The sequence below is a fragment of the Actinokineospora lacus genome (assembly GCF_053813445.1).
Genome location: NZ_JBQERA010000001.1, coordinates 407,744 through 434,007 on the forward strand (window position 1 = coordinate 407,744; position 26,264 = coordinate 434,007).

The 26,264-nt window shown below is 72.6% G+C and carries 23 protein-coding genes; 16 read left to right on the plus strand and 7 right to left on the minus strand.

What is annotated here, in order from left to right:
* Positions 1-7 precede the first annotated feature (7 nt).
* The 7 genes from ACTG9Q_RS02025 (at position 8) to ACTG9Q_RS02055 (ending at position 9,384) form a co-directional block, all read left to right on the plus strand.
* Positions 8-2,686, plus strand: a complete 2,679-nt coding sequence (locus ACTG9Q_RS02025; protein WP_455570819.1) for an MGH1-like glycoside hydrolase domain-containing protein — start codon at positions 8-10, stop codon at positions 2,684-2,686.
* A gap of 106 nt (positions 2,687-2,792) precedes the next feature.
* Positions 2,793-3,728, plus strand: a complete 936-nt coding sequence (locus tag ACTG9Q_RS02030; protein ID WP_455570820.1) for an ABC transporter substrate-binding protein — start codon at positions 2,793-2,795, stop codon at positions 3,726-3,728.
* Entirely contained in the window at positions 3,728-4,627 is a 900-nt protein-coding gene (locus ACTG9Q_RS02035; protein WP_455570821.1) for an amino acid ABC transporter permease, read from the plus strand. Before ACTG9Q_RS02030 ends, ACTG9Q_RS02035 begins: the two co-directional genes overlap by 1 nt.
* A complete protein-coding gene (locus ACTG9Q_RS02040; RefSeq protein WP_455570822.1) occupies positions 4,624-5,388 on the plus strand; it encodes an amino acid ABC transporter ATP-binding protein in 765 nt (254 codons plus the stop codon). The genes ACTG9Q_RS02035 and ACTG9Q_RS02040 overlap by 4 nt, the downstream gene beginning before the upstream one ends.
* 83 nt (positions 5,389-5,471) lie before the next feature.
* Positions 5,472-7,679, plus strand: coding sequence for a hypothetical protein (locus tag ACTG9Q_RS02045; RefSeq protein WP_455570823.1), 2,208 nt, complete (start codon positions 5,472-5,474; stop codon positions 7,677-7,679).
* 22 nt (positions 7,680-7,701) lie between these two features.
* Positions 7,702-8,583: a phosphoribosylaminoimidazolesuccinocarboxamide synthase gene (locus tag ACTG9Q_RS02050; protein ID WP_455570824.1), complete on the plus strand. Its 882-nt coding sequence runs from the start codon at positions 7,702-7,704 to the stop codon at positions 8,581-8,583.
* A gap of 51 nt (positions 8,584-8,634) precedes the next feature.
* Positions 8,635-9,384: a DUF2334 domain-containing protein gene (locus tag ACTG9Q_RS02055; RefSeq protein WP_455570825.1), complete on the plus strand. Its 750-nt coding sequence runs from the start codon at positions 8,635-8,637 to the stop codon at positions 9,382-9,384.
* On the opposite strand, the gene ACTG9Q_RS02060 is transcribed toward ACTG9Q_RS02055, so the two are convergent.
* Together ACTG9Q_RS02060 and ACTG9Q_RS02065 are read right to left on the minus strand one after the other, a co-directional pair.
* Positions 9,354-11,069 (minus strand): S8 family peptidase, encoded by a 1,716-nt coding sequence (locus ACTG9Q_RS02060; RefSeq protein ID WP_455570826.1) that lies wholly within the window; start codon positions 11,067-11,069, stop codon positions 9,354-9,356. The genes ACTG9Q_RS02055 and ACTG9Q_RS02060 overlap by 31 nt on opposite strands.
* A gap of 130 nt (positions 11,070-11,199) precedes the next feature.
* Positions 11,200-11,841, minus strand: coding sequence for an MBL fold metallo-hydrolase (locus tag ACTG9Q_RS02065; protein ID WP_455570827.1), 642 nt, complete (start codon positions 11,839-11,841; stop codon positions 11,200-11,202).
* 50 nt (positions 11,842-11,891) lie between these two features.
* On the opposite strand from ACTG9Q_RS02065, the gene ACTG9Q_RS02070 reads away from it, so the two are divergent.
* Positions 11,892-13,373 (plus strand): aldehyde dehydrogenase family protein, encoded by a 1,482-nt coding sequence (locus ACTG9Q_RS02070; protein ID WP_455570828.1) that lies wholly within the window; start codon positions 11,892-11,894, stop codon positions 13,371-13,373.
* Between the two features lie 47 nt (positions 13,374-13,420).
* Here the strand turns inward: ACTG9Q_RS02070 and ACTG9Q_RS02075 are convergent, their stop codons facing one another.
* The 3 genes from ACTG9Q_RS02075 to ACTG9Q_RS02085 form a co-directional block, all read right to left on the minus strand.
* Entirely contained in the window at positions 13,421-13,669 is a 249-nt protein-coding gene (locus ACTG9Q_RS02075; RefSeq protein ID WP_455570829.1) for a hypothetical protein, read from the minus strand.
* 17 nt (positions 13,670-13,686) lie between these two features.
* A complete protein-coding gene (locus ACTG9Q_RS02080; RefSeq protein WP_455570830.1) occupies positions 13,687-14,316 on the minus strand; it encodes a GmrSD restriction endonuclease domain-containing protein in 630 nt (209 codons plus the stop codon).
* A 125-nt stretch (positions 14,317-14,441) separates the two neighbouring features.
* On the minus strand, positions 14,442-15,119 hold the full coding sequence (locus ACTG9Q_RS02085; protein ID WP_455570831.1) for a hypothetical protein: 678 nt from the start codon (positions 15,117-15,119) through the stop codon (positions 14,442-14,444).
* 101 nt (positions 15,120-15,220) lie between these two features.
* Between ACTG9Q_RS02085 and ACTG9Q_RS02090 the strand changes: the two genes are divergently transcribed.
* Positions 15,221-16,507 (plus strand): adenylosuccinate synthase, encoded by a 1,287-nt coding sequence (locus ACTG9Q_RS02090; protein ID WP_455570832.1) that lies wholly within the window; start codon positions 15,221-15,223, stop codon positions 16,505-16,507.
* A 49-nt stretch (positions 16,508-16,556) separates the two neighbouring features.
* Here the strand turns inward: ACTG9Q_RS02090 and ACTG9Q_RS02095 are convergent, their stop codons facing one another.
* A complete protein-coding gene (locus tag ACTG9Q_RS02095) occupies positions 16,557-17,669 on the minus strand; it encodes a glycerophosphodiester phosphodiesterase (protein ID WP_455570833.1) in 1,113 nt (370 codons plus the stop codon).
* Positions 17,670-17,830: 161 nt separating this feature from the next.
* Between ACTG9Q_RS02095 and ACTG9Q_RS02100 the strand changes: the two genes are divergently transcribed.
* The 7 genes from ACTG9Q_RS02100 to ACTG9Q_RS02130 all read left to right on the plus strand — a co-directional run bounded on the left by ACTG9Q_RS02100 (position 17,831) and on the right by ACTG9Q_RS02130 (position 25,292).
* Entirely contained in the window at positions 17,831-19,807 is a 1,977-nt protein-coding gene (locus ACTG9Q_RS02100; protein WP_455570834.1) for a TRAP transporter permease, read from the plus strand.
* Positions 19,800-20,771 (plus strand): TAXI family TRAP transporter solute-binding subunit, encoded by a 972-nt coding sequence (locus ACTG9Q_RS02105; protein ID WP_455570835.1) that lies wholly within the window; start codon positions 19,800-19,802, stop codon positions 20,769-20,771. Before ACTG9Q_RS02100 ends, ACTG9Q_RS02105 begins: the two co-directional genes overlap by 8 nt.
* Before the next feature lie 44 nt (positions 20,772-20,815).
* Positions 20,816-22,084, plus strand: coding sequence for a phosphoribosylamine--glycine ligase (gene purD / locus ACTG9Q_RS02110; protein ID WP_455570836.1), 1,269 nt, complete (start codon positions 20,816-20,818; stop codon positions 22,082-22,084).
* 110 nt (positions 22,085-22,194) lie between these two features.
* Positions 22,195-22,587 (plus strand): hypothetical protein, encoded by a 393-nt coding sequence (locus ACTG9Q_RS02115; RefSeq protein WP_455570837.1) that lies wholly within the window; start codon positions 22,195-22,197, stop codon positions 22,585-22,587.
* Positions 22,580-23,203, plus strand: a complete 624-nt coding sequence (locus tag ACTG9Q_RS02120; protein ID WP_455570838.1) for a DUF3558 domain-containing protein — start codon at positions 22,580-22,582, stop codon at positions 23,201-23,203. Before ACTG9Q_RS02115 ends, ACTG9Q_RS02120 begins: the two co-directional genes overlap by 8 nt.
* A gap of 11 nt (positions 23,204-23,214) precedes the next feature.
* Positions 23,215-24,531 (plus strand): hypothetical protein, encoded by a 1,317-nt coding sequence (locus ACTG9Q_RS02125; protein ID WP_455570839.1) that lies wholly within the window; start codon positions 23,215-23,217, stop codon positions 24,529-24,531.
* Entirely contained in the window at positions 24,528-25,292 is a 765-nt protein-coding gene (locus ACTG9Q_RS02130) for an ESX secretion-associated protein EspG (protein ID WP_455570840.1), read from the plus strand. The genes ACTG9Q_RS02125 and ACTG9Q_RS02130 overlap by 4 nt, the downstream gene beginning before the upstream one ends.
* Positions 25,293-25,450: 158 nt before the next feature.
* Here the strand turns inward: ACTG9Q_RS02130 and ACTG9Q_RS02135 are convergent, their stop codons facing one another.
* Complete coding sequence (locus ACTG9Q_RS02135) at positions 25,451-26,257, minus strand: SAM hydrolase/SAM-dependent halogenase family protein (protein ID WP_455570841.1); 807 nt, start codon at positions 26,255-26,257, stop codon at positions 25,451-25,453.
* Between the last annotated feature and the right edge of the window lie 7 nt (positions 26,258-26,264).

Genomic DNA, 26,264 nt, shown 5'->3' on the forward strand with positions numbered 1-26,264 from the left:
GGCGTGGATGAGCGAGCGCGAGCGGCTGGACGAGTCCGGGTCCTCACAGGCGCCATGGCGACTGTGGGGGCCTTACCTGGCTGCCCGGCAGTGGGGCACCGTCCGCGAGGACTACTCACCGCACGGGGACGCGTGGGGGCACTTCCCGTTCGAGCAGGCGCGGTCGCGGGCCTACCGGTGGGGCGAGGACGGCATCGCGGGGGTCTGCGACCGGCACGGGTTCCTCAACATCGGGGTGGCCCTGTGGAACGGGCACGACGAGATCCTGAAGGAGCGGTACTTCGGGCTGTCCAACGCCGAGGGCAACCACGGTGAGGACGCCAAGGAGTACTGGTGGATCACCGACGGCACCCCCACCCACTCCTGGATGCGGATGGTCTACCGCTACCCGCAGGCCGCCTTCCCCTACGCCGAGCTGCGCGAGATGGCCGCCCGCGCGGGCCGCGACGGCCGGGAGCCGGAGCTGTCCGACACCGGTGTCCTCGACGGCAACCGCTTCTTCGACGTCGAGGTCACCTACGCCAAGTCCGCCCCGGACGACCTGTGCGTGGAGATCGCGGCCACCAACCACGGCCCGGTGGCCGCGCCGCTGCACCTGGTCCCGCAGGTCTGGTTCCGCAACACCTGGTCGTGGGGCCGCGACGCCCGCAGGCCCGCGCTCATCGCCTCCTCCGCCGACGGCTGGTGCCGCGTGCTGGCCGAGCACACCCTGCTCGGCCGCTACACCCTGCACTTCGACGGCGCCCCCACGCTGCTGGTCACCGACAACGAGACCGACGAGGCGGGCCTGTTCAACCGGGCGGTCAACCCCAGCCGCTACACCAAGGCGGGCATCGGCGACCACATCGTCAGCAAGATGACCGACGCCTGCCAGGTGGTCAAGGAGGGCGCGGCGTCGCAGCCGGGCACCAAGGCCGCGGGCTGGTACCACTTCCCCGAGGTCGCCCCCGGCGAGACGGTGCGCGTGCGGCTGCGGCTGGTGGCGGGCAGCGGGCACGGCGCGGCGTTCGGGCGCTCGTTCATGGCGACGATGTGGGACCGCAAGGCCGAGGCCGACGAGTTCTACGACGAGGTCGCGGGCCACCTGGACACGGCCGAGAAGGACGTGGTCCGCCGCGCGTACGCCGGTCTGCTGTGGACCAAGCAGCACTACCGCTTCCGGGTGCGCGACTGGCTCGAGGGCGACCCGGCGCACCCGCCCGCCCCGGCGGAGCGGCAGGGCCCGTACGGGCGCAACGCGCACTGGAAGCACGTCGACGTCGCCGACGTGCTGTCCATGCCCGACGAGTGGGAGTACCCGTGGTTCGCCGCGTGGGACCTGGCCTTCCACATGGTCCCGTTCGCCGTGGTGGACCCGGCCTTCGCCAAGGACCAGCTGCTGCTGATGTGCCGCGAGTGGCTGATGCACCCCAACGGCCAGCTCCCGGCCTACGAGTGGTCCTTCGGCGACGTCAACCCGCCGGTGCACGCGTGGGCGGCGCTGCAGGTCTACCGCGCCGAGGAGTCGGCGACCGGGCGCGGTGACCGGGTGTTCCTGGCCAGGGTGTTCCACAAGCTGCTGCTGAACTTCTCCTGGTGGGTCAACCGCAAGGACCCCGAGGGCAACTACCTGTTCGAGGGCGGCTTCCTCGGCATGGACAACATCGGCCCGGTCAACCGCTCCGAGCCGCTGGCGGGCGGGTGGCGCCTGGAGCAGTCCGACGCGACGTCCTGGATGGCGACCTACGCGCTGCACCTGATGCAGATGGCCCTGGAGCTGGCCCGCGAGGACGAGGCCTATGAGGACGTGGCGACGAAGTTCGTCGAGCACTTCCTCTGCATCGCGCAGGCCTCCACCCACTTCGGCTCGGCGGACCGGCCGATCTGGGACGACGAGGACGGCTTCTGCTACGACCTGCTCTCCCGGGTCCGCGACGACGGCGCGGTGGAGTCCCAGCCGGTGCGGGTGCGCTCGATGGTCGGGCTGATCCCGCTGCTGGCCGTCGCGCCGCTGCCCGCGTGGGTGTTCACCGAGCTGCCGCACTTCGCCGAGCGGCTGAACTTCCTGCTGCGCCGCCAGCCCGCCTTCGGTCAGTTCCTGACCTGGCACACCGACGGCGAGCGCAGCGCGCTGCTGTCCCTGTTGGACGTGCGCAAGCTGCAGCGGGTGCTGGGGCGGATGCTCGACGAGGACGAGTTCCTCTCCCCGCACGGCATCCGCTCGCTCTCCGCGGCCCACCGCGACGGCGTCGACGTGCACATCGACGGCTGGCCGCACCGCATCGAGTACGAGCCCGGCGAGTCGCGCACCCCGATGTTCGGCGGCAACTCCAACTGGCGCGGCCCGATCTGGTTCCCCACCAACGCCCTGCTCGTGCAGGCGCTGCACGTGCTCGACGCCTTCCACGGCAAGGACCTGCGGGTGGAGCTGCCCACCGGCTCCGGCACCCAGCTGACCGCGGGCGACGCCGCGCGCGAGCTCTCCCAGCGGCTGGCCTCGCTGTTCCTGCCCGGCCGCGACGGGCGCAGGCCCGCCGACGGTGAGCGGATCGAGGCCGACGGCTCCCCGCTCTGGCGCGAGCACGTGACCTTCAGCGAGTACTTCGACGGCGACACCGGCGAGGGCCTCGGCGCCGCCCACCAGACCGGGTGGACCGCCCTGGTCGCCGTCCTCATCGCGGGCTGGCCCGGCACCAGCGGGAAATAAGCCGGGCCGATGGTGATGCGTCCGTAACCAAGGCCGTGCTGTGCGGACCGGTGCCTGGGTGGCAGTATCCCCTGCACTCCGGTTAACCAGACACGAGGAGTAGATGGTGTCCCGACGACAGTTCCGCAGGCTGACCCAGCTGACCACGGGGTTCGCGGCGCTCGCGCTGACCGTGACCGCGTGTGGCTCGGGTGGCAGCGGCGCCCCGCAAGACCCCGGTGCCGGGCAGAGCAGCGCCACCGCGGAGATCCCCACGGTCGCCAAGGACCCGGCGCTCGCCGCGCTCGTCCCTGCCGATATCGCCTCCGACGGAAAGATCGTCGTCGGCCAAGACCAGAGCTACCCGCCGAACGAGTTCGTCGACGAGCAGAACCAGGCCGTCGGCATGGACATCGACATGGGCAACGCCATCGCCGCCAAGCTGGGCCTGACCATGGAGTACCAGAACGGCGCGTTCGACGGCATCATCCCGGGCCTGACCTCGGGCAAGTACGAGCTGGCCATGTCGTCGTTCACGATCAACGCCGAGCGCCTGCAGCAGGTCGACATGGTGTCCTACTTCAGCGCGGGCACCTCGATGGCCGTGCTGAAGGGCAACCCCGACGGCATCGCCATCGACGACCTGTGCGGCAAGAACGTGGCCGTGCAGAAGGGCACCGTGCAGGTCGAGGACCTGGAGAAGGCGTCGGCGGAGTGCAAGTCCGCGAGCAAGGCGGAGATCACCGTCACCCAGTTCCAGAACCAGACCGACGTGACGCTGGCGCTGACCGCCAAGCGCGCGCAGGCCATGCTGGCCGACTCCCCGGTCGTGGACTACGCGGTCAAGCAGACCGAGGGCGCGCTGGAGACCGCGGGCGCGCCGTACGACACCGCGCCGTACGGGATCATCGTGCCCAAGGGCAAGGGTGACTACGCCAAGGCCGTGCAGGGCGCGTTGCAGGCCCTGATCGGCGACGGCACGTACACCAAGATCCTGGAGAAGTGGGGCGTGCAGAGCGGCGCCATCACCAGCGCCGAGGTCAACCCCGAGCCCGCGGGCTGATGGGGCAGGACCAGCCGCTGAAGGTCGTGCCGGTGCGCCACCCGTGGCGGTGGGTCACCGGCGCGATCCTCGCGGTCCTCCTCGCCCAGGCCGCGACGAGCATCGTCACCAACAAGAACTTCGGCTGGCCGGTCGTCTGGGACTACCTGTTCGACCCCCGGATCATCCAGGGCCTGCAGAACACGCTGCTGCTGACCGTGCTGGCAATGATCATCGGCGTGGTCGGCGGCATCGTGCTCGCGATCATGCGGCTGTCGGGGAACCCGCTGGCCTCGGGCGTGGCCAGCGGCTACATCTGGCTGTTCCGCGGCACCCCGCTGATCACGCAGCTGATCTTCTGGTTCTTCATCGGCGCGCTCTACCCGCGACTGGGCCTCGGCGTCCCGTTCGGCGGTCCGGAGTTCGTGTCCTGGGACACGAACATGCTGATCACCCAGTTCACCGCGGCGCTGCTGGGGCTCGGCCTGAACGAGGCCGCCTACATGGCCGAGATCGTGCGCGGCGGCATCCAGTCCGTCGACGAGGGCCAGACGGAGGCGGCGGGCGCGCTGGGCATGACCCGCGGCCGCGTCCTGCGCCGGATCGTGCTCCCGCAGGCCATGCGCGTGATCATCCCGCCGACGGGCAACCAGACGATCTCGATGCTGAAGACGACGTCGCTGGTGATCGTGATCGGCTACTACGAGCTGATGGTCGCCGCCCAGCAGGTCTACTCGCGGAACTTCCAGACCATCCCGCTGCTCATCACCGCCGCGCTCTGGTACCTGGCGCTGACCTCGGTGCTGACGCTGGTCCAGATGCGGATCGAACGCCGGTACTCGCGCGGCCTGTCCCGCTCGTCCAAGGCCGAGCGCGGGCTGGTCAACCGGCTGCTGACCAGCGGGAGTGATCAGGTATGACCGAACCGATGGTGCGCGCGGAGGGTGTCCGCAAGAACTACGGCAGGCTGGAGGTGCTGCGCGGGATCGACCTGGAGGTCGGCAACGGCGAGGTCATGTGCGTGATCGGCCCGTCCGGCTCGGGCAAGTCGACCTTCCTGCGCTGCATCAACCACCTGGAGAAGGTCAACGCGGGCAGGCTCTACGTCGACGGCGAGCTGGTGGGCTACCGCCAGCGCGGCGACAGGCTGCACGAGCTGCGCGAGGACGAGGTCGCCCACAAGCGGCGCTCGATCGGCATGGTGTTCCAGCGGTTCAACCTGTTCCCGCACATGACCTCGCTGCAGAACATCACCGAGGCCCCGATCGGCGTGCTCGGCAAGTCGAAGGCCGCCGCCCGCGAGCGCGGGCTGGAGCTGCTGGAGCAGGTCGGCCTGGGCGACAAGGCCACGGCGTACCCCAACCAGCTCTCGGGCGGGCAGCAGCAGCGCGTGGCCATCGCCAGGGCGCTGGCCATGGAGCCGAAGCTGATGCTCTTCGACGAGCCGACCTCGGCGCTGGACCCCGAGCTGGTCGGCGATGTCCTGGAGGTCATGCGCGACCTGGCCGAACAGGGCATGACGATGGTCGTGGTCACCCACGAGATGGGCTTCGCCAGGGAGGTCGGCGACTCGCTGGTCTTCATGGACGAGGGCGTCATCGTCGAGCACGGCCACCCGCGTGAGGTCCTGGGCAACCCGCGTGAGGAGCGGACGAAGGAGTTCCTCAGCAAGGTCCTGTAATCGGGTCACCCCCCGCCCGACTCAAGGCGGCCGTCGAGGCCCGCCCTTGTGCTTCACTGTTGGTGACGGGGGGTGTCATCGACATGACGGAAAGCAACGACCGCACGCTCGACCCGCACGACGAGAACCCGCCTGCCTGGGCGCACATCAGCGCCGACGAGGTCCTGCGCCACGCGGCCGACGAGGAGGCGGGCGGCGTCCCGCGCAAGCGCAGGCTCGCCGCCCCCGCCGTCCACCGGTGGACCGACCGCTACATCACCGGCACCCTCGACCTGCGCAACAGCGAGTTCGCCCTCCTCGAGTTCGAACGCTGCCGGTTCGAGCGGCCCCCCGACCTGCGCCAGGGCAAGCTCGCGGGCATCGAGTTCCGTGACTGCGCCCTGCCCGGCCTCCAAGCCCGCAACCTGCGCACCGACAACGACCTGGTCCTGCAGGCGACCGTCGTCACCGGGACCGTCGACCTCACCGACGCCGACGTCCGCGGCACCCTCGTCCTGCGCCAGAGCACCCTGATCAGCCGCGACGGCCGCCGCCCGGCCCTGCACGGCGACCGCCTGCAGCTGGCGGGCGCCCTGCTCGCGGCCGGGCTCACCAGCCGGGGGGAGGTGCGCATCCCCGGCCTGCGCACCGGCGGCAACGTCAACTTCGCGGGCGCGCACCTGGACAACCCCCGCGGCTTCGCCTTGAACGGCAACGGGATGCAGGTCGGCGGCAACCTGTACTTCACCATCGATCCGCAGGGCGTCCCGTTCCGCAGCGTCGGGCAGGTCTTCATCCCCAGCGCCCGGGTGGACAGCGACGTCTCCATGCGCGGGGCCCAGCTCAGGCCGCGCACCGAGCACTCCCGCCCCGTCCCGCCGGACGACCCGTTCTTCGACCCCAACGCCACGCTGGTCGCTGACCGGTCCAAAGTGGACGGCAATGTCAACCTCGACCGCGGGTTCACCAGCATCGGGACCGTGCGGGTCGTCAACGCGACCATCGGCGGGTCGCTGCGGCTCTCGCAGGCGCGGATCGACCTCTCCGGCGGGCGGGAGGGGTTCACCGAGACCGGCGCGGCCCCCGGCCCGTACCCCGACCGGTCGCTGCACCTGGACGGCACCGGGGTCGGCGGCAACATCGACGCGCGCGACGCGCGGATCGCCGGGCAGGTGCGGCTGGTGGAGGTGGCCGTGCGGGGCAGCGTCCTGCTCGACCGGGCGGTGATCAGCAACCGGTGCGGGGACGCGGTGGAGGGGCGACGGTTCTCCGTCGGCGGCAACCTCGACGCCCGCGCGGTGCTGGTGTTCGGCTCGGTCCTGCTCTCCGGCGCCAAGATCGAGGCCAACCTCGACCTGCGCGGCAGCAGGCTGCTGGCCCCGGGCGTCTACCACCGCGACGCGAGCGCCAAGCCCTCCTTGGACCTGCGCGTCGCGCGCATCGGCCGGGACCTGATCTGCGCGGCGGGCGACGAGCCCTTCTCCGCGCACGGGGAGGTCCGGCTGCGCCGCACGGAGGTCGGGCGGGTCACCGACTTCGCGGGCGCCGAGTTGGGCGCGGAGCTGGGCGCGGGCAACAGCACCGTGGCGGTGAACGCCTTCGGCCTGCACACCCAGGAGCTGCGCCTGACCGTGGCGGGCGCGCCGCGCGGGGGCGTCGACCTCGGCCACGCCCGCTGCGCGTCGCTGGCCGACAACGCCGCCCTGTGGTCCGCCCACGGCCGCGTCGAGCTGGAGGACTTCCGCTACGAGACCCTCGCCGACCCGATCGCGCCTGCCGACGACGACCGGGTCGGCACGCGGCTCGCCTGGCTGCGCAAGGGAACCCGCGACCTCTACAGCCCCGGCCCGTACGACCAGTTCGCCGCGATGCTGCGGGCGGCGGGCAACGAGGAGCACGCCGCGACCGTCCTGGTGGAGAAGCAGCGCCACCGCTACCGCGCGCTCGCCGACGGGGCCGGGTTCACCGGCCCCGGCATCCGGGTGTGGAGCTGGCTGCAGCGCGCCACCGTGGGCTACGGCTACCGCCCGACCCGGGCGCTGAGCTGGCTGCTGGCCTTCCTCGTCATCGGCACCGGGTGGTTCTTCCTCATCCCCGAGCCGCGCGAGACCAACGCCGACGACGAGCTGGTGTGGAACCCCCTGCTGTACACACTGGACCTGCTCGTGCCCATCGTCGACTTCGGACACAAGAACAAGTGGACGATCGGCGGTGTTTCCCAATGGATCTCCGCGGTGTTCATCGCCCTGGGCTGGATTCTGGCCTCCACCGTGGCCACCGGCCTGACCCGCCTGCTGCGCCGCGCGGCCTGAGCGGCACGTAAGCTGCGCAAACGTGTCCACGCTCGCTGATTACCCCAGGGTCGCCGCCGGGAAGGTGCGCGAGCTCTACGCCGTCGACGACGAGCACCTGCTGCTGGTCGCCTCCGACCGGATCTCCGCCTACGACCACGTCCTCGTGACCGAGATCCCGGACAAGGGCCGGGTCCTGACCGCGATGAGCGTGTTCTGGTTCGAGCTGCTGGCCGACATCGTCGACCACCACATGGTCGCCTACGACGACCCGCGCATCCCCGCCGAGGTCCGCGGCCGCGCGCTGCTGGTGCGGCGCCTGGAGATGCTGCCGGTGGAGGCCGTCGCCCGCGGCTACCTCGCGGGCTCGGGCACCGCCGACTACCGGGCCACCGGCGCGGTCTGCGGCATCACCCTGCCCGCGGGCCTCACCGAGGGCTCGCGGCTGCCGGAGCCGATCTTCACCCCGGCCACCAAGGCCGCGATCGGCGAGCACGACGAGAACATCGACTTCGCCGCCGTCGCCGCGACCCTCGGCGTCGAGCTGGCCGAGCAGGTCCGCGACCTGACCCTGCGCCTCTACGCCCGCGGCGCCGAGCACGCCGGGAGCCGCGGGATCATCCTCGCCGACACCAAGGTCGAGCTGGGCCTGCGCGACGGCCGGGTCGTCCTCGGCGACGAGGTGCTGACCCCGGACTCCTCCCGCTACTGGCCCACCGAGACCTGGTCCCCCGGCGCCGCGCAGCCCTCCTTCGACAAGCAGTACGTCCGCGACTGGCTGGTCTCCCCCGCTTCCGGCTGGGACCGCGCCTCCGACACGCCCCCGCCGCCGCTGCCCGACGACGTCGTCGCCAACACCCGCGCCCGCTACGTGCAGGCGTACGAGCAGCTCACCGGTCGGAAGTTCGCCGACTGGATCGGCTGAGTCCGCGCCGGGGCCACCTGGCGGCCACGCGCGTCCGGTGTGCTCGTGGGTATGACGGCCCGACTCGTGGTCTCCCTGTCCGGGATCAACGCCCGGACCCTGCCCGACTGCGCCGCGTTCGCCGCCGAGCTGGACCGCCGGGGCGTGCCGCTGTCGCTGCTGCTCGCCCCCCGCGCGCCCGCGGCCGACGTGGTGGCCTGGGTGCGGGATCGTCGGGCGACCGGCGACGCCCTGCTGGCCCACGGCTTCGACCACGCCGCCGAACCCCGTGGCCGCCGGGTCGCGCTGGGCAGGCGCGCGGAGTTCGCCGCGCTGCCCGCGCACGAGGCCGGGCTGCGGCTGACCGCCGTGGTCGCCGCCCTGGACGCCGCGGGCCTGGCCACCGACGCCTTCGCCCCGCCCCGCTGGTTCGCCTCGCCCGGCACGCTGCTCGCCCTGCGGCTGCTGGGCTTCACCCTCTGCGCCGACCTGTTCGCCGTGCGCGAGCTGGGGTCGGGGACCGTCCACCACGGCCGGGCGCTGGTCGTCGGCAGGCGGGCCGAGCCGTGGTGGTGCTACGCCCTCGTGCAGGTCGCCGCCCGGACCGCCCGGCGCGGCGGGCTGATCCGCGTCGCCGCCGACGCCGCCGACCTGACCCGCCCCGGCCCGAGGCAGGCGCTGCTGGACGCGGTCGACATCGCCTCGCACCACGGCGCCGAGGCGCTCACCTACCCGGGACTGCGGACGGCCCCCGCCGGGGCGAGGGCCGTCATCGAGGTGCCCCGGCAGCGTCAGAAGGTCAGCTTCCAGGAGTTGAGGTAGCCGGTGTCGGTCCGGTAGAGGTCGCGGACCCGCAGCTGCCAGTCCCCGTTGGCCACCTCCGCCGACGCGTCGACGGTGTAGGCCGCCACGATGTTGTCGGCGCCGTCACCGGTGCTGGCGTTCTTCAGCCGGTACGCGGTGCCGTCCGGGGCCACGAGGTCGACGACCAGGTCGCCGCGGTAGCTGTGCACGACGTTGACGTCCACCTTCAGCGTCGCGGGCGCGTTGCCCGCCACGCCGGAGACGGTGATCGTGCTGGTCACGGCCGCGCCCGCGTCCGGGATCGGCACGTCGGCGGCGTTCTCGAAGGTCGCGCGGGGCGGCTGCGCGCCGCTGACGGCCTCGTAGGCGTCGACCCGGCCCTCGCCGAAGAAGTTGTTGCGCGCGGTGGTGCCCGAGCAGCGGCTGTCGTCGCAGGCCAGGTCGTCGGCGTGGGTGGCGAGCATCGTCCGCAGCTCGGCGGGGGTCGCCGCCGGGTGCGCGCTCTTGAGCAGCGCCGCGACGCCCGCCACGTGCGGGGACGCCATCGAGGTGCCGGAGAGGCCGGCGTAGCGCCCGCCGGGGATGGTGGAGTAGACGCTGTCGCCCGGCGCGGCCACCGCGATCTTGTCGGCGCCGTAGTTGGAGAAGCCCGACTTGCCGTTGGCCGAGGTGATCGAGGAGACGTTCACGACGCCGGACACCTCGCCGGGGACCTTCAGGCAGGCGTCGCCGATCGTGCGGCGGCCCGGGGTCGAGTCGTTCGGGCTGGAGCTGTCGCTGGTCTTGTTGGCCAGGTCGTAGTTCTCGTTGCCCGCCGCGGCCACGTTCAGCACGCCCTTGCCCTCGGCGTAGGCGATCGAGCGGCGCACGCCCTCCAGGATGGCGTCCTGGTCGGCGTTGTCCGGGCAGTTGAACATCCACGGATCGGTGTAGTAGCTGTTGTTGGTCACCTCGAAGCCGCGGTCGCCGGAGAACACGAACGCGCAGATGGTGTTCTCCGGGAAGAACAGCCCGCTCGGGCGCTCCGCGATCCGCACCGAGGCGATCTTCACCCCAGGGGCGACGCCGACCGCGCCGCGGCCGTTCTTCGCCGCGGCCACCGTGCCCGCCACGTGCGTGCCGTGGGAGCCGGTGTCGCGCCAGGAGCCCGCGCGGGTGTCGAGCTTGCCGTAGGCGCAGGAGGCGGAGTTGGCGGCGTCGAAGTTGGCCTTGAGGTCGTGGTGCTGGTCGTCGACGCCGGTGTCCAGGATGCCGACGGTGACCGCGGCCGACCCCGGGTTCACCGCCCACGCCCGGTCCGCGCCGATCTGGGCCATGTCCGCGCGCACCGGCTCCCCGGTGGGCGGCGTGACCTGCGACGGGGCGGTCGGGATCGCCGGGTCGGCCGCCGCGGCGGGGACGTCGGAGGTCCGGGTCTGGCCGACCTTCTGCACGCCGCTCACCGCGCGCATCCGGTCGGCGAAGTCGCTCGACGCCGAGTGGGCGACCAGCACGCCGATGGCGTCGTAGGCGGCGATGAGCGAGCCGCTGTGGGCGCCGACCGCCGTCTTGGCGGCGGCGGTGTCCTCGGGCGCGGTGATCACCAGGTAGGCGCGCAGGCCCGCGGTGGGGGCCGCGGTGGCGGGGGCGGCGGCCAGCATCCCGGCGCCGAGCGCCAGGGTGGTGACCGCCGCGCGCAGGCGTGGTCGTGAACGCAGGAACACGGTGTCCTCCGAAACTTCCGGGGGCGTGCCCGCGCCTGGGAGCGCGGGGTGCAGGGGCCCCGTATGGGCAAGGAGGGGACCGGGCCCGGTTCGGGACGTGCGCGCGGCAGGTTGCCCCGCGCGGGGGAGGTCAGACCTCGGTGGTGTCGGCCAGTGGGAGCACGACGAGCCGCGCCCCCGCCGGGGCCAGGGTGTCGAACCGGTTCAGGGCGATGTCGATGCCCGCGCGGCTCAGGGTCAGCTCGTGGATCGGCACGGCGGCCCGGGGCGCGACCGCCCGGAAGAACTCCACCGCCTCGGACACCTTCAGCCACGGCGCGCCGGTCGGCAGCCCCAGCACGTCGACCGCCTGCTCGGGCACGAACAGCGAGTCGCCGGGGTGGTAGAAGGCGCCGTGGTCGACGAGGTAGCCGATGTTGGGCGGCACCTCGACCTCGGGGTGGATCGTCGCGTGCTCCCCGCCCACCGCGGTGACGCTCGCCCCCGCCACCTCGACGCTATCGCCGGGGCGCACGGCCCTGGCGGCCAGCCCGAGTTCGGCCACCACCGCGGCCGACCCGGGATCGGTGATCAGCTCGGCCTCGGGGTTGGCCGCCAGCAGCGCCGGGAGCCGGTCGGTGTCGAGGTGGTCCCCGTGCAGGTGGGTGACCAGCACGGCGTCGAGTCCCCGCAGGTCCTCGAAGCCGTGCGACCACCCGCCCGGGTCGAGCAGCAGCCTGGCCGTGCTGGTCTCCAGCAGGACGCACGAGTGGCCGAAGTGGGTGATACGCACGGGGGCCAGGGTATCGCCAGCGGGCTGTACCGGCGGGTAGCTTGGCCGGTATGACGACCGTTCAGGCGAACACGTTCGAGTCGCTCAACCCGGCCACCGACGAGGTTGTGGGCACGCACCCGGTGCACTCCGACGAGGACGTGCGCGCGGCGGTGGGCCGAGCGCGCTCGGCCGCGCAGTGGTGGGGCGAGCTGGGCTTCGCCGGGCGCGCCGAGCGGCTGACCCGCTGGAAGGGCATCATGACCCGGCGCGCGCAGCAGCTCGCGGAGGTGGTGCACGCCGAGACCGGCAAGCCGCACGGCGACGCCATGCTGGAGATCGTGCTGGCCATCGACCACACCGCCTGGGCCGCGCGCAACGCCAAGCGGGTGCTGGGGCAGAAGCGCCGCCCGTCCGGCCTGCTGATGGCCAACCAGAGCTCCACTGTGGAGTACCAGCCGCTCGGGGTGGTCGGCGTCATCGGCCCGTGGAACTACCCGGTGTTCACCCCGATGGGCTCCATCGCGTACGCGCTGGCGGCCGGGAACGCCGTGGTGTTCAAGCCCAGCGAGTACACCCCCGGGGTGGGGCGCTGGCTGGCCGACAGCTTCGCCGAGGCGGTGCCGGAGCACCCGGTGTTCCAGGTGGTGACCGGGTTCGGCGCCACCGGGGCCGCGCTGTGCCGGTCCGGGGCCGCCAAGATCGCCTTCACCGGCTCGCCCGCCACCGGCCGCAAGATCATGGCCGCCTGCGCGGAGACCCTGACGCCGGTGCTGATCGAGGCGGGCGGCAAGGACGCCCTGCTGGTCGACGCCGACGCGGACCTCGACGCCGCCGCCGAGGCCGCGGTGTGGGGCGCGATGTCCAACGCGGGGCAGACGTGCACCGGCGTCGAGCGGGTCTACGTGCACGAGCGGGTGTACGACGCGTTCGTGGCGAAGGTGGGCGCGCACGCGGGCGACCTCCGCGTCGGTTTCGACGGCGACGCCCAGATCGGCCCGATCACCATGCCGGGCCAGATCGACATCATCCGCAGGCACGTGGCCGACGCGCTGGCGCGCGGGGCGCGGGCGCTGACCGGCGGGGCGGTCCCGGAGGGGGCGCGGTACGTGCAGCCGACCGTGCTCGTCGACGTGCCGGAGGACTCCGTCGCCGTCCGCGAGGAGACCTTCGGGCCCACGGTCACGGTGACGCGGGTGCGCGACATGGACCAGGCGGTGGAGCTCGCCAACGCGACGGCCTACGGGCTGGGCGGCACCGTCTTCTCCCGGGCGCGCGGCCTGGAGCTGGCGCGGCGGCTGCGGGCGGGCATGGTGGCGGTCAACTCGGTGATCAGCTTCGCGGGCGTGCCGTCCCTGCCGTTCGGCGGCGTCGGCGAGTCCGGCTTCGGCCGCATCCACGGCCCCGAGGGCCTGCGCGAGTTCGGCCGCGCGAAGGCGATCACCCGCCAGCGGTTCAAGACGCCCCTGACGATGACCACCTTCGCCCGCACGGCCAAGGTGGACGCCCAGGTGGCGAAGCTGATCACGCTGCTGCACGGAAAGCGCGGCTGAGAAGCGGGAGCGTGCCGGGCCGCCGTGGCGGCCCGGCACGCCCGCGCTCAGCCCGACGGGCGGTTGAGCACGCCCGCGAGCAGCGAGTGGACCGCGGCGTGGTCGCCGGGGTCGGCGAGCCTGCACTGGCCGCCCCGCAGGCGGTACCACTCCTCGGCGCCCGCGTAGCGGACCTTCGCGGTCACCACGTTGTCCGGGCCGCAGACCGTGCGCAGTTCCAGGTCGCCGGTGACGACGCCCGCTTCCTCCGTCATGACGCCGGGCCCCGCGCTGAAGGGGGTGGAGTAGTCGCTCATGCCGCCATCCTCGACGATCAGCAGCGGTCCAGCATGGACAGCAGGGCCGACTTCTCCGCGGAGTTCACCGAGAGGGCGTACTTGTACTTGACCCGCGTCCACATCTTGGCGTAGGTGCACCAGTAGGAGGTCAGCGGCGGCTTCCAGGTGGCCGGGGTCTGGTCGCCCTTGGCCTGGTTGACGTTGTCGGTCACCGCGATCAGCTGCGGCGAGCTGAGGTCGTTGGCGAAGGACTGCCGCTTCGAGGTCGTCCACGATGCCGCGCCCGAGCGCCAGGCGGCGGCCAGGGGGACGACGTGGTCGATGTCCACATCGGACGCGGTGGACCAGGTGGCGCCGTCGAAGGGGCTGTACCAGCGGCCCGAGGTGGCGTAGCAGGAGGAGTCGGTGACCACGCCGGAGCCATCGCGCTTGAGGACGGTCTCGCGGGTGTTGCACGCGCCGGAAACGGTGATCCAGTGCGGGAACTTGTCGCGGGAGTAGCCGGTCATCGAGCCGTCGGCCGCCACCCGGAGGGCGGACAGCTCGGCGCGGGCGGTGCTCTCGGCGGGGATGCCGGGCGGGGTGGCGCTCGCGGTGCCCGCGAGGCCTGCGGTGAGGGCGGCGGATAAGAGCAGGGAGCCGAGCAGGGCACGTGTCTTCGTCATCGTTCCTCCGTGGCAGGGGATCACGTGGAGCGGGTCAACCGTGACGAGTCGAGGTGGAATGCCTCACACCAAAGGGTGACCTGTTGACGACGTACAGTGGAAGATCGTCCGCCGAATTGCGCCGATCAGAGCAGCCCGCGTACCAACCGCAGGTCGGACGTGTGCCGGTACCAGGTCCAGCGCTTGGCCTCGCGGGGGTGGTCGACGCCGTCGCTGCGCGGGATCACCGGCAGGCAGCCGACCTGCACCGCGCGTCCCCTGAAGGTCTCCACCCGCTTGCCGAGCAGCCCGATGCGCACGACCCGGGCCACCAGCCCGGCGCCGCGGTCGGGGTCGGGGGTCACCTCGACGCGGCTGGCCCGCCCGCGCAGGGCGGTGGTGTCGTCGCAGTAGACCAGGCCGCGGACCTGGCGCAGCACGCCGAGGCCGACCAGGACGCCGCCGGTGTCGTCGCGGACCAGGGGGACCGGCTCGACCTCCCCGCGCAGGGCGAGGTCGGCGGCCATGGCCGGGTCGTCGGGCAGGTCCCAGAGCGCGCGCACCGCCGAGTCCCGCTCGATCGGCACAAAGCCGACCGCGGTTGTTTCCAATCGCTCGGTCCGCATCAGCCGCAGGGCGACCGCGGCGAGGTCGGCGTCCGTGCCGTGCACGACGACCCGCTCGGCGGTCTTGAGCAGCGGATCAAGGGTCGCCCGGTCGGGTCGGGCGGGCACCGCGCGCACCCGCAGATCATCACGCTCGGTGAACAGCGGCGCGCCCTCGGCAACGTCGGTGTTTCCGCAGGCCAGCACGAGTGCGCTCACGGGGCCCTCCTGGTCTAGGCTGAGTCACCGGCATTCGCCCGAGGCAGTTTCCGGGTCCGGGTGTCACAGGTACTCCACTTGACGAACACCTGGAGTTTCACATGCCGGCAATCGTGCTGATCGGCGCCCAGTGGGGCGACGAGGGCAAGGGCAAGGCGACCGACCTGCTGGGCGGGCAGGTCCAGTGGGTCGTGCGCTATCAGGGCGGGAACAACGCGGGCCACACCGTCGTGCTGCCGGACGGCCAGGACTTCGCGCTGCACCTGATCCCCTCGGGCATCCTCACCCCCGGAGTCACCAACGTCATCGGCAACGGTGTGGTGGTCGACCCCGGCGTGCTGCTGACCGAGCTCGCGGGCCTGGAGAAGCGCGGCGTGGACACGTCCAAGCTGCTGCTCTCCGCCGACGCGCACCTGATCATGCCCTACCACGTGGCAATCGATAAGGTCACCGAGCGCTACCTGGGCAAGGCCAAGATCGGCACCACCGGGCGCGGCATCGGCCCGGCGTACCAGGACAAGGTCGCCCGCGTCGGCGTGCGCGTGCAGGACCTGCTGGACGAGAAGATCCTGCGGCAGAAGGTCGAGGCCGCGCTGGACACCAAGAACCAGGTGCTGGTGAAGGTGTACAACCGCAAGGGCCTCGACGCCGACCAGGTCGTCGACGAGGTGCTCGGCGCGGGCGAGCACTTCGCCCACCGCATCGCCGACACCCGGCTGCTGCTCAACCAGGCCCTCGACCGCGGCGAGACCGTGCTGCTGGAGGGCTCGCAGGGCACCCTGCTCGACGTCGACCACGGCACCTACCCGTTCGTCACCTCGTCGAACCCGACCTCCGGCGGCGCCTGCGCGGGCTCCGGCATCGGCCCGACGCGGATCACCACGGTCATCGGCATCCTCAAGGCGTACACCACGCGCGTGGGCTCCGGGCCGTTCCCGACCGAGCTGAACGACGAGATGGGCGAGCGGCTGCGCAAGGTCGGCGGCGAGGTCGGCGTGACCACCGGCCGCCAGCGCCGCACCGGCTGGTTCGACGCGGTGATCGCCCGCTACGCCGCGCGGGTCAACGGGATCACCGACTTCTTCCTGACCAAGCTCGACGTGCTCTCCGGCCTGGAGACGGTGCCGGTGTGCGTGGCCTACGAGGTCGACGGGCGCCGGGTGGACGAGATGCCGATGAGCCAGACCGACGTGCACCACGCGGTCCCGGTGTACGAGAACCTGCCCGGCTGGTTCGAGGACATCACCCACTGCCGGACGTGGGACGAGCTGCCCGCCAACGCCAAGGCGTACGTGGAGCACCTGGAGAAGATCTCCGGCGCCCGCATGTCGGCCGTGGGGGTCGGGCCGGGGCGCGAGCAGACGATCGTGCGGCACGAGATGGCGTGACGCCGAACGGCCCCCTGGTCCATGACCAGGGGGCCGCTTCCTTGGTGCCCTACCGGCGGGCGAAGACCTCGGCCCGCGAGGCGACGGCGATGTCGGGGTTGTCGGTGAACACCCCGTCCACCCCGGCCCGCCAGAACGCGTCCAGCTCGCCGAAGAGGTCGCCGTAGTCGGCCGGGTTCGCCGAGGAGCGCAGGTTCACGGGCAGGAACGTGTTCTCCGCGCGGAAGGTGTACGGGTGCACCTTCAGGCCCGCGCCGTGCGCGTCGCGGACCAGGCTGGTCGGCCGGGCCAGGTTGCCCGCGGCGTCGCGCGGGATCACCAGGTCCTTGGCCGGGCCGATGCCCGCGGCGTAGGTGGAGACCTCGCGCAGGCCCGCGGGGGTCATCAGGTCGCGGTAGGTGCGCGGGTCGCCGGCGGCGGTGAAGTCGTACGGGCGGCCCGAGGCGCTGGTCAGCTGGATCAGCGGGACGCGCAGGTGCCGGTCGAGCAGCTTGAGGTTGCCGACCTCGAAGGACTGCACAAACACCTTCGCGTTGGGCCGGTTGAGGCCGTTGCGGTTGAGGACCCCGACGAGCACCGGCTCCAGTTCGAGGCCGAGCTCGCGGAAGTAGGTGGGGTGCTTGGTCTCGGGGTAGATGCCGATGTCGCGGCCCAGCTCCCGGGACAGGCGCCTGGTGAGGTCGATGACCTCCTGCAGCGTCGGGACCTCGTAGCGGCCGTTGTAGACGGTGTTCTGCTGGCGCACGTCGGGGATGCGCTCGACGGCGCGCAGGGTCTTCAGCTCGGCGAGGGTGAAGTCCTCGGTCCACCAGCCGGTCACGCTGTGCCCGTCGAGCAGCTTGGTCGCTTTGCGCGCGGCGAACTCCGGCCTGCTCGCGACGTCGGTCGTCCCGCCGATCTCCGGCTCGTGCCGCGCGACGAGCACGCCGTCCTTTGTGGACACGAGGTCGGGTTCGACGTAGTCCGCCCCCATCCGCGCGGCCAGTTCGTAGGCGGCCAGCGTGTGCTCCGGCCGGTACCCCGACGCGCCCCGGTGGCCGAGCACCAGTGGCTCGGCGTGGTGGTGCCCGCCCCGGTGCTCCGGCGCCGCACTGGCCGGGCTGAACGTCACCACGCCCAGCACCGCGACCGCGGCCATGACCAACCCGCTACCCGCTCGCATGGAACCTCCTCGTTGTCGACGCGCCACCATCACCCGGCCCCACGACCGCGGGCCAGCCACCGCCTGACCGCACGCCGACGACCGGATGAACGCCAGGCTTCTGCGTGGGCTTCACCACCGGTAGCGTGCGTTGGGGATCAACGCACCACTGGGAGGCTCGGTTGGCAACGGTGGTCGCGCAGGAGGAGGAGCGCCCCTCCCGCCTGCTCACCGGCCGCTGGGCCCTGCTCGTCTGGGCCGCCTGCGTGGCGGTGGCGCTGCTGGTCCTCAAGCAGGTCTTCTGGCCCTTCGCCAAGGGCGGCCAGTTCTACCTGGTGGTCTTCCTCGGCCTGACCCTCCCGCTGATCTTCCTCGCCTACCGGCCCACCCGCCGTCAGTCGGCCAGTGATCCGGAGGGGCCGCGGGAGGACAACCCGCGGCCGGTGGACTGGGCGCTGGCGGCCGTCTCGCTGCTGGTGGGGCTCTACCCCGTGCTGCCGGTGGGCGGCGGCGGGTTCGCGGGCGGGTACGACGCGTTCCTGGACCGGGCGGTGCTGTCCACCGCCGACGTCGTCGCCGGGGCGCTGTTGCTGCTGCTCGTCCTCGAAGCCGCCCGGCGCACCACCGGGTGGGTGCTGCCCGTCGTCTGCGCGGCGTTCCTCGCCTTCGCCTACTACGGCGGCTACCTGCCCCAGAACTGGGGAATCGCGCACGCCGGGGTCGACTTCTCGCAGATCGTCAACGCGCTCTACAACGAGCAGAGCGGCTTCTACGGGATTCCGCTCGACGTCGCCGCCACCTACATCGTCCTGTTCACCATCTACGGCGCCGTCCTCAACACCTCCGGCGCGGGCGCGTTCTTCGTCGACTTCAGCTTCGCGGTCTTCCGCCGGTCGCGGACCGCGGCCGGGCGCACGGCCGCGCTCTCCGGCTTCCTCCTGGGCACGGTGTCCGGCTCGGGCACCGCGACGACGGTGAGCCTGGGGGCGATCACCTGGCCGGTGCTGCGCAAGGCGGGCTACCCCAGGGAGAACGCGGGCGGCCTGCTCGCCGCCTCCGGCATCGGGGCGATCCTGTCGCCGCCGACGCTGGGCGCGGCGGCGTTCATCATCGCCGAGTACCTTGAGACGTCCTATGTGGACGTCCTGGTCTGGGCGATCGTGCCGACCGTCCTGTACTACCTGGGGATCGTCCTGGCCGTGGAGGCCGACGCGCGGCGGTTCGGCGCCAAGCGGGTCGAGGTGGAGACGCCGGGGGTCAAGGCGGTCCTGCTGCGCGGCGGCTACCACTTCGCCTCGCTGGCGATCATCGTGGTGTTCCTGGCGATGGACATCCCGCCGTTCACCGCCGTCGTCTACGCCACCGGCGTGGCCGCGGTGTTCTCACTGATCAAGAACGGCTGGGCCGGGTGGCTGCGCGACCTGGCCGACTCGCTGGCCGCGGGCGTGCGCGGCGCGCTGCCGGTGATCGCGGTGTGCGCGGCGGCGGGGGCGATCACCTCGACGATCACCAAGACCGGGCTCGGCCTGGAACTGGCCGCCGCGCTGGTGGACGCGGCCACGGCGCTGGCGTCGGACCCGGCGGTCGTGCTCGCGCTGACGGCGGTCTTCGCCGCGGTGGCGATCGGGGTGCTCGGGCTGGCGGTGCCGGTGACGGCGTCGTTCATCATCGCCTGGGTGGTGCTCGGCCCGGCGCTGACCGACCTCGGGGCGGCCCCTGCCGAGGCCGCCATGTTCATCTTCTACTACGCGGTGCTCTCCGAAGTGACCCCGCCGACCGCCCTCGCCGCCGTCGCCGCGGCCGCGGTCACCGGCGGGCAGGTCATCGCGACCATGTGGCAGACGTGGAAGTACACCCTGCCCGCGTTCCTCGTGCCGCTGGCCATCGTGCTCACCGACAACGGCGCCGCCCTGCTGCTCCAGGCGCCCCCGACCACCGTGCTCTGGGTCTTCGCGGTGTCGGCGGCGGGCGTGGCGGCGCTGGCCGTGGTCACCGGGGGCTGGCTGCTCGGCCCGGCCCGCTGGCCCGAGCGCGCCCTCTGCCTGCCCGCCGCGCTGCTGCTGCTCTACCTGCACCCGGTCTCCATCGGCGTCGGCCTCGGGCTGTTCGCCGCCGCCGTCGCCGTGCACCTGCTCACCAAGGAGAAGGCCCATGCGTAACCTGATCGCCCTGCTCGCCGCGTGCGTCCTGGTCGCCGGGTGCGGCGGCAAGCGCGCCGACACCACCACGGGCGCCGACAGCGGCGACTGCGCCGCGACCGAGGGCCGCGTCACCATCGCCACCGGCAACACCGGCGGCGTCTACTACACCCTCGGCGGCGGCCTGGCCCAGCTGATCAGCGACAAGTCCCCGCTCAAGGCGACCGCCGCGGAGACCGGCGCGTCCGTGCAGAACATCCAGCAGCTCGTCTCGGGGGACTACGACCTGGCCTTCGCCCTGGCCGACACCGCCGCCGACGCCATCGCGGGCAAGGGCGCCTTCGAGGGCAAGCCGGTCGAGGTGCAAGCGCTTGCCCGCATCTACCCGAACTCCACCCAGGTCGTCGTGCGCTCCGGCAGCGGCATCACGTCCGTGGCCGACCTGCGCGGCAAGACGGTCTCCACCGGCTCGCCGCGCTCGGGCACCGAGGTCATCGCCAACCGCCTGCTCACCGCGGCGGGCCTCGACCCGGCCGCCGACGTCTCCGCCCAGCGCCTGGCGCTGCGCCCCACCGTCGACGGCATGAAGACCGGCCAGGTCGACGCCCTGTTCTGGTCCGGCGGCCTGCCCACCCCCGAGCTGACCGACCTGTTCACCTCGATGAAGGGCAAGGTCGAGGTCATCGACATCACCCCCTTGCTGCCCGAGCTGCAGAAGATCAACCCCGTCTACGACCGCGGCGCCATCCCCGCGGCCACCTACGGCCTGCCCGCCGACGTGCCCACCATCGTCGTGCCCAACCTGCTGCTCGTGCGCCCGGACTTCGCCGCGGGCAACGCCTGCGCCATCACCAAGCTCGTCCTCGACAACACCGCCGACCTGGCCAAGGTGCACCCCGCGGCGAACGCCATCGACCGCGCCACCGCACCCAAGACCGACCCCGTGCCGCTGCACCCGGGGGCCGAGCGGGCCATCGGCGGCTGAGCCGGTTGAGCCAACCGCGCGGCGGGCATCTAGGCTCCCGTGCCGTGCGTGTCCTGGTAATCGGCTCCGGCGCCCGTGAGCATGCCCTCGTCCTCGCCCTGTCCCACGACCCGGCGGTGACGGCCCTGGCCTGCGCCCCCGGCAACGCCGGCATCGCCGGGCTGGCCGAGCGGCACCCGGTCGACGCCGCCGACAAGGCCGCCGTCGCCGCGCTGGCCCAGCGCTGGTCCGCCGACCTGGTCGTCATCGGCCCGGAGGTGCCGCTGGTCGCGGGCGCCGCCGACGCGGTGCGCGCGGCGGGCATCGCCTGCTTCGGCCCCAGCGCGGCGGCCTCGCGGATCGAGGCGTCCAAGGCGTTCGCCAAGGACGTCATGGCCGCCGCGGGCGTGCCCACCGCGCACAGCGAGATCGTCGACAACCCGGCGCGCCTCGACGCCGCGCTGGCCCGCTTCGGCCCCACCTGGGTGGTCAAGGACGACGGGCTGGCCGCGGGCAAGGGCGTCGTCGTCACCGCCGACCTGGACAAGGCCCGCGCGCACGCGATGACCCTGCTCGACGGCGGGCACCCGGTGCTGCTGGAGTCCTTCCTCGACGGTCCGGAGGTGTCGCTGTTCTGCCTGGTCGACGCCGCCGGGACGGTCGTGCCGCTGCTGCCCGCCCAGGACTTCAAGCGCGTCGGCGACGGCGACCACGGACCCAACACCGGCGGCATGGGCGCCTACAGCCCGCTGCCCTGGGCGGCCGACGGCCTGGCCGAGGACATCGTGCGCGACATCGTCAAGCCGGTGGTGGACGAGATGGCCGCGCGCGGCACCCCGTTCACCGGGCTGCTGTACGCGGGCCTCGCGCTGACGTCGACCGGCACCCAGGTCATCGAGTTCAACTGCCGCTTCGGCGACCCGGAGACCCAGGCCGTCCTGGCCCTGCTGCGCTCCCCGCTGGCCGGTCTGCTCGACGCCGCGGCCCGCGGCGCCCTCGCCGCGCACCCCCCGCTGGACTGGGCCCCGGGCGCCGCCGTCACCGTGGTGATCGCCGCCGGGGGCTACCCCGGCGTCCCGCGCACCAACGACGTCATCACCGGCGCCGACGGCCACGGCGTCCTGCACGCGGGCACCCGCCGCCGCGACGACGGCGCCATCGTCTCCACCGGCGGCCGCGTCCTGTCGGTCGTCGGCCTGGGCGACACCCTCGCCCAGGCCCGCGAGGACGCGTACCGCCGGGTCGGCAGCGTCCATCTGGCAGGCTCCCACCACCGCACCGACATCGCCCTGCGCGCCCAACTCGGCGAGATCGCCGTCCCGCTCGTCGGCTAGGCGGGAACCCCGGGGCGGGTTCATTCGTCAAACTTCAGGTGGGCCCACAGCACCATTGGTAGCCTGCGAACCGAGACGACACCGTCACGATGCGTACGGGGGTGCGTGGCATGAAAATCGGAGACGTCGGCATGATCGCCAACGCGGTCAGCGCCTCGATCCGGGGGCTGGCCACCGCCAACTCAGGCACATTCGTCGTCAACCACGACAACGTCCTCGCCGCCGCCAAGATCATCCAGAACCAGGTGGACGTTCTGAAGACGCGGGTCGACGAAGCCGCGATGGATCTACAGGTCGTTCCGCCGGGCAATGACCGGGTCAGTGGCCTGGTCGCCAAGGAGTGGAACAAGCGACTTCTCATTGACGAGGGTTGCTACGCGCAGCGCGTCAAGGATTACACCGATGGGCTCGACAAGTTGGTGACGCAACTGCGGGACTCCGCGCTGGCCTATGGCTACAACGAGGATGAGGTCGCCGCCGCGCTGGGGATCACCGGTGACTAAGTCCGCGCTTCTGTTGGTCACGCTGATCGCCGTATTCGCGGGAGCGTGCAGTACCAACGAGCCCGGGCAGCCAGTACCGGGCGACAAGGGCTCACCCGGTTCGGGCTCCGCGACCACAGACACGACCACTACGGCGTCGGAGCCGACGGCCGCGCTTCCGCCTCGGCCGGAGGACCTGCCGATCGACGGTGTCCAGCAGCCGTGCGAGTTGTTCACCGACGCTCAGCGTGCCGAGCTGAAAGTCGATCGCGCGCGGAAGACCGTCTCGCAGACCCAGACCTACGAAGGCCAACTGGTGTGTGCCCTCACACTCCAGGGTGGTGACCCCTATCTCGACGTTTTCGTCCTCCTCGCCACCAGTGAAGGTGCCGACGCGTGGCTGATGGGCAACCGCAATGTCGACGCCGAGGTGGCAGCGGTCGACGGGTTCGGCGCTGCCCACTTCTGGATCGCGGGTGGCGAGGGCGCGGAGTGCAACACGGCCGTCGATGTCGCGGACGGACAACATCTTCAGGTCCGACTCGCCATGCCAGGCAAGGGAAAGACCAAAGCGGAGCTCTGTGAGACCACCGATCGAGTCGCCGCAGCGGCGCTGACAACGCTGCGCGCCGGGTGAGGGGCGGGGAAATGAGCGGACTCAGCAATCTTCGGTTCGAGGGTCTGAGCAACGAGCAGTTGGCCGTCGAGGTCGACGGGCTGCGGAATGGCGCGGGGTCGGAGTCGCTGCACCGGGCGGTGCGGGCGTTGATGCACATCGCCGACGCGCTCGCGGACACCGATCGGACGCTGCGGGGCGAGTTGGCCAAGATCGGGGTGGAGTGGGAGGGGGCCGCGTCCGAGCGGGGGCATGAGGAGACGCAGCAGGCCAGCATCTACGCCGAGGAAGCGGTGCCCAGGGTGGCGCAGTCCGCGGGCGGGGTCGGCCAGCAGGGGGACGCCTTCTCGCACAGCCGCAACGGCGCGCCGGACTCCGGGGAGCTGCGGGGGCCGACGCAGCTCAACGGGATCGACCGGTTCGCCGGGATGCTCGGGCACACCACGGACAACGCGCGCAAGGTCGAGGAGACGCAGGCCGCGCGCCAGCAGGCCATCGGGTCCCTCAACAACTACCAGCGCGGCAGCCAGTCCGCGCTGGACAACCACCAGTCGCTCCCGGTACCGCCCGGGATGGGCCTGGTCGCCCAGCCGACCGACCCGCAGGGGATGACCTCGGCGCAGAGCGCCAACCTCAGCCCCGGCGCCTACAGCCCCACCGGCGGCGGTCCCGGCGTGCCTGCCACGGGCACCACCGGTCCCTTCGGCGGCAACCCCAACCAGCTCGGCTACACCGGCACCACCCAGCCGGGGCCCGGCGGTCAGCCCGGTCTCGGCCAGGGCAACCCGCTGCCCGGGCGCACGGCGGGCATCGGGCCGGTCGGGCCGAACATCGGCGGGATGCCGCCCGGCGGCGCGCTGGGGCTGCCGCGGCCCGGCTTCCCGATGGGCATGATCGGTGACGCGGGCGCGCTGGCCGGTCTGGCCAGCGCGGGCGCAGGCGGCGCCGCGGCGGGCGCGGCGCTGCCCAAGGACCGACTGGTACGCGGTGGCGGCGCCAATTCCGGGGGCGCGGCAGGTGCGAACGGCAAGGCAGGCGCGGGCGCGGGCGGGGCGAACGGCAAGGCAGGCGCGGGTGCCGACGGGCCGGACGCCAGGGCCCGCGGCGGCTCGGCGATGGCCGGTGCGCCCGACGAGGGCGCCCGCGCGGCCCGCGCCGCTGAGCGGCTGGGCGGCACGGGGGGCAGGCCGGGGGGATCGCTGATGTCGCCCGCGGCCGCCGCCGGTGGCGCGCAGGGTGAGGACGATGAGGAGCACGTGCGCAAGTACGGCATCGACTCCGACGACGTCTTCGGCGACGACCGGCTGGTCATCGACGCGGTGCTCGGCGGGGACGACCCGGACCGTTGACCGAGAGCCTGGTCCTGTCGGCCCTGGAGTTCGACGTGCTGTGGGAGTCCGAGCGGCTGCCCGCCAAGCACGTCGCCCTCGACGTGCCCAGCCCCGGCGCGACCCACACCGAGCGGGCCCAGCTGGTCGAGCGGGCCTTCGGCACGCTGGCCGCGCGCGGGCTGGTCAAGGGCGGCCGGGCGGTGCCCGAGCTGGCCGACCGACTGGCGTTGCTGGCCTATCCGCAGGTCAGCGTGGACACCTGGGTGTGGACCGATCGTGAGATCGCCGGTTTGGCCGCCGCCCAGGGCAGCCAGGCGATGCTGGGTGTGGTCGACCGCGCCGAGGTGTGGCTGATCCCGACGCGTGCGACGGCGCTGGCCGACGCCGCGGTGTCGATCGCGGGCGCGGCGCCCGCCGGGCCGGGCCGGTCGGTGAGCCTGCCGACGGACGTGCTGACCGAGGCCGACGCCCGCTGCGGCGGCGACGCGCAGAAGCTCGTCACCGTGCTGTCCGAGCGCGGCATCTCGTTCAGCGAGGCGCAGTCGCTGGCATCCATGCTGGGCGGCATGGGCGCGCGCGGCCAACTCGGCGCCGAGCGCACGCAGCGGGACCAGCGCCGCACCCGGGCAACCCGCACCATCGCCTTCCACGACACTGTGGACGGTCGCTACCTGTACCTGACCCGCGCCGCCAACGACGGTCGCATGTGGAGCACGATCACCCCAGCCGACAACCCCCGCATCGCCGCCTGCGTCCGGGAACTCCTCGACGAGGTGTGACCGACCCTCACCGGCGTGCGACGAGGACAACTGCTCGGTCGCCGAGGTTGCTACTGAACACGGCTTGCGCTGGTCCGCCGTTGAGAGTGATGGTCATTCGCCGACCCCGAGCCCAGGGGGCGACGTCTGCGTAGGTCTCGGCGAGGTGTGATTGGTCTTTACTGGCGTGCGACGAGGACGACTGCGCGGTTGCCGGGGGTGCTGCCGAACACCGCTTGGGCTGATCCGCCGTTGAGGGCGATGGCCACCCGGCCCGCTGAGTCCAGGAGGACGACCGCTGATCCGGGGGCGACGTCGGCGAAGGTGCGGCCGACCACCGCTTCCAGGGAGCGGCCGCCGATCTCGACGTGTACGCCGCGGCCCGGGGTCGCGCCTGCGACTGCCAGGTCGACCGCGACGGCGGCCAGTTGGACGTTGCCGAAGACGTCGGTGCCCAGGACCTCGGTGGTCAGGCGGCCCGGCAGGGCCGAGGTCGTCGGTGACGGGAGCCGGACCAGGCCCGCCGGGTCGATTGACGGGCCCAGCGCCGTCAGGGGGCGTCCCAGCGCCACCTGGGCGGCGGCGGGGGCGAACACGTCGCGGCCGTGGAAGGTCGCCGAGACTGGTTGCAATTGGTATTCGGTCAGTTCGACGGCGGCCACCACGCCGCCGAGGGCCTCCGCGGCCGCGATGAGCAGGCCGTTGTCCGGGCCTACCAGGACTCCCTCGGCGGCGGCCAGCGCGACCGCCCTGCGTCGCGTGCCGACGCCCGGGTCGACCACGGCGAGGTGGACCGACGGGGGCAGGTACGGCACCGCCTGGGCCAGCAGGTCGGCCCCGCGCCGGATGTCCTGGGCGGGCACCTGGTGGGTGACGTGCAGGACCCGCGCGGTGGGCGCGATGCGGGCGATGACGCCCTCGCAGACCGCGGCGAACCCGTCGGCCAGGCCGTAGTCGGTGGTGAGGGAGACCCAGTCGTACGCCATGCCACAG